This window comes from Enterobacter sichuanensis, from assembly GCF_002939185.1.
In the GTDB taxonomy this organism is placed as follows: domain Bacteria; phylum Pseudomonadota; class Gammaproteobacteria; order Enterobacterales; family Enterobacteriaceae; genus Enterobacter; species Enterobacter sichuanensis.
Genome location: NZ_POVL01000124.1, coordinates 1 through 2583 on the forward strand (window position 1 = coordinate 1; position 2583 = coordinate 2583).

The window sequence follows — 2583 nt, forward strand, 5'->3', positions numbered from 1 at the left end:
TTAGGGTGAGGGGTAGGCCGGGTAAGCGCAGCGCCACCCGGCAATCAGGAAGGAAATTAAACAGAGGTGTAGGCTTTTGCCATCGTACGGCTTTTACGCATGCCGGAAAGTTCGGTGCTGATGGCGGTGAGACGCCCCTGAATGGCGCGCGTCAGAAGGGCATCATGCTCCAGCAGGGTCGCCAGTTGGGCACTGACCTGCGGCTTGTTGTGCTGCGCCAGCTGGGTTAAATCGATGTCACACAGCGTTCTCATCCCCATGGTATAGGCCACGGACTCGTCAAGAAACACATCCCATTCGCCGGCATCGGCCTGCTGGCGCAACTTTTCGTTGCTAACCAGCAGCTGTTCAATCAGCTCAATCACATCGTTATCCATGCTTCACCTGCTTCTGCTGTGGCGCGATGGCCTGCCAGGTTTCCAGCATCCCCGTCATCAGGGCGATGAGGTGCGGCAGCTTTTCGCCGGACTTGTTGAGGTTAGCCTCCAGCAGCGTGCGCGAAATATACTCGTACAGGCTCTCCAGCTCTTCGGCGATTTTCCCCCCCTTCTCGTGGTCAAGGCCCGCACGCAGGCCGTTGTCGATAATATTGATGGCGCGGGAGATCATCTCCCCGCGGCGGGCGATATTGCCGGACTGGAAGTAAATCTCCGCCCGCTTCATGGCGTTAATCGCCCCGTCATACAGCAGGACGATCAGCTGGTGCGGCGTGGCGCCGCTAATCTGGCTGTCGAGTGAGACAGCGGTGTAGGCACTGTTGCCTGTTTTGGTGTACATCGTTAAATCCTGCCGGGCAGCAGCCTGCCCGGTGATTAGTTGTTAATTAATGAAGCCAGAGAACTCACCAGACTGTTTTCGATACTTTTCATATCGCTCATCGCTTTATCCAGGCGCTGATATTCTTTTTCACGACGCAGCATGGCTTCGTCGATACGCTTTTGCACCGCCGTGATCTGCTTACCGATGCGTTTTTCCTGCTCGCGCAGGGACTCCAGCGTGGTTTCAATCACACCTTCCTTTTTCGTGATCGCGTCCTTATCGCCGAGATAGGTATCAAAGATGCCCTCCATGCGATCTTTAATCCCCTCCTTCCCCCCTTTACCAAGGAACAGCGCCTCGACTTCCTTCGGGTTGTCCTTCAGGGCGGCGTCGAGCTTTTTGCTGTCGATGGTGAGGGTACCCAGCGTACCGCTGCGGTCATCGCCGGTTTTACCGTCGAAGGTCACGGTGATGCCGAGACGCCCAAGTGAGGTGATCACGTCCCCGGCCTCGCGGTACTCACCGCCTACGGTGGCTTTCAGCTGGCTGGTCAGGCGACGCAGGCTGCCGTCGCTGAACAGCGCGCCATTACTGTCGTCAGGCAGCGGGATTTCGTCCTCCGCGAGTTTGTCGCGGTCGGGGGCCGTGTATTTGGTGGCACTGGCGACGGTGCTGAGGTAGCTGTTGTAGTTTTTAACGAACTCCTCAATCAGTGATTTCACCTTTGAGGTATCTTCGGTAATGGTGAGGGATTCGGTTTTGAAGGGGTGTGGCGCTGACGGGTCGGCATTAGGGTCTTTCTCCGAGACTTCGCGCAGTTCAAGGGTTACACCGGTAATCAAATCTTTTATGGTGTTAGAGCTGCGCTCAACCTTATCCCCGTTAAGCCAGACAATCGCATTCTGGGGTTTAGTGACGTCAGCGGCCCCTTCAAGCGCCGTCTTGACATCATTATCCCCCGTGACCTTTATCGTCATTTCACCGTCTTTACCGGTTTTTTTCGAGGTCAGGACGAGCTTGTGTTCTCCGTCTTTCACCGTCACCACTTCAGCCGCAACGTCACCCTTCTGCGCATTGATTTTTTTGGCAATATCGTCAAGGGACGTTTCGTCTGCCTTGAGTTCCACCACCAGCGGTTTGTCACTGCCTTCCATCTCGATGGTGACGGTCGCGGCGCTCCTCCCAATATCCTTCTCTCGTGAATCTCGCGTCACACCCAGCTGATGCGCTTTCGCCAGTTGCTCCACGGCCATGGAGTAGCTGTTCGGAATAGTCCCTTTCCCCGCCGTGGCCTTAAAGGTTTTGTTATCGCTGACGCTGACACCGTTAAAGCCCTCATCTTCCAGCTTGCCGAGCGTATCCTTCAGGGTGCTGAGCGCGCTGGAAATAGACCCCCACGCGGAGATTTGCCCGTTATAGGTTTTCTGTTTTTGCAGATAGGGGTTCAGCTTGACTGAACTGGCCGTACGCTCCTTTGCCAGCAGTTCCTCAAAAGGCAGACCCGAGCCCATACCTAAAAAGTTGGTTGATACCATAATAATATTTCCTGTTGTAAAGGGATGACCTGTTACTTTTCTATCGGGGAATAAAGAAGGAAGTTTAATTTTTCATATATACGCGAACAACGCGCAGGCGTGCGGATAACAAAGATGTGCGTTTATTGGTTAATTGTTTTTAGCCATTTGGGTAATTAGCAGCATTTCTGACGCCATTTTCAGCAATGACAAAAAAATCGAAAAAAATAATTTAGTCATTTTCATTCCCCCCGATGAATTCAGTATGCGACGCAATTAACGCATATCTCACATTTCGTTATTACTTAGG

3 protein-coding genes are annotated in these 2583 nt (G+C 53.3%); all 3 read right to left on the reverse strand.

What is annotated here, in order from left to right:
• Window positions 1-56 precede the first annotated feature (56 nt).
• The 3 genes from fliT to fliD are packed head-to-tail and all read right to left on the reverse strand — an operon-like array spanning window position 57 to window position 2294.
• Window positions 57-377: a flagellar protein FliT gene (fliT, locus tag C5687_RS23905; protein ID WP_059385131.1), complete on the reverse strand. Its 321-nt coding sequence runs from the start codon at window positions 375-377 to the stop codon at window positions 57-59.
• A complete protein-coding gene (gene fliS / locus C5687_RS23910; RefSeq protein ID WP_104558202.1) occupies window positions 370-777 on the reverse strand; it encodes a flagellar export chaperone FliS in 408 nt (135 codons plus the stop codon). The genes fliT and fliS overlap by 8 nt, the downstream gene beginning before the upstream one ends.
• A 35-nt stretch (window positions 778-812) precedes the next feature.
• Complete coding sequence (gene fliD, locus C5687_RS23915) at window positions 813-2294, reverse strand: flagellar filament capping protein FliD (RefSeq protein WP_104558204.1); 1482 nt, start codon at window positions 2292-2294, stop codon at window positions 813-815.
• Window positions 2295-2583 lie beyond the last annotated feature (289 nt).

Bases quoted from the DNA above. Each gene is read 5' to 3' on its own strand.
- fliT (WP_059385131.1), bottom strand. From the start codon at position 377: ATGGATAACGATGTGATTGAGCTGATTGAACAGCTGCTGGTTAGCAAC.
- fliD (WP_104558204.1), bottom strand. From the start codon at position 2,294: ATGGTATCAACCAACTTTTTAGGTATGGGCTCGGGTCTGCCTTTTGAG.
- fliS (WP_104558202.1), bottom strand. From the start codon at position 777: ATGTACACCAAAACAGGCAACAGTGCCTACACCGCTGTCTCACTCGAC.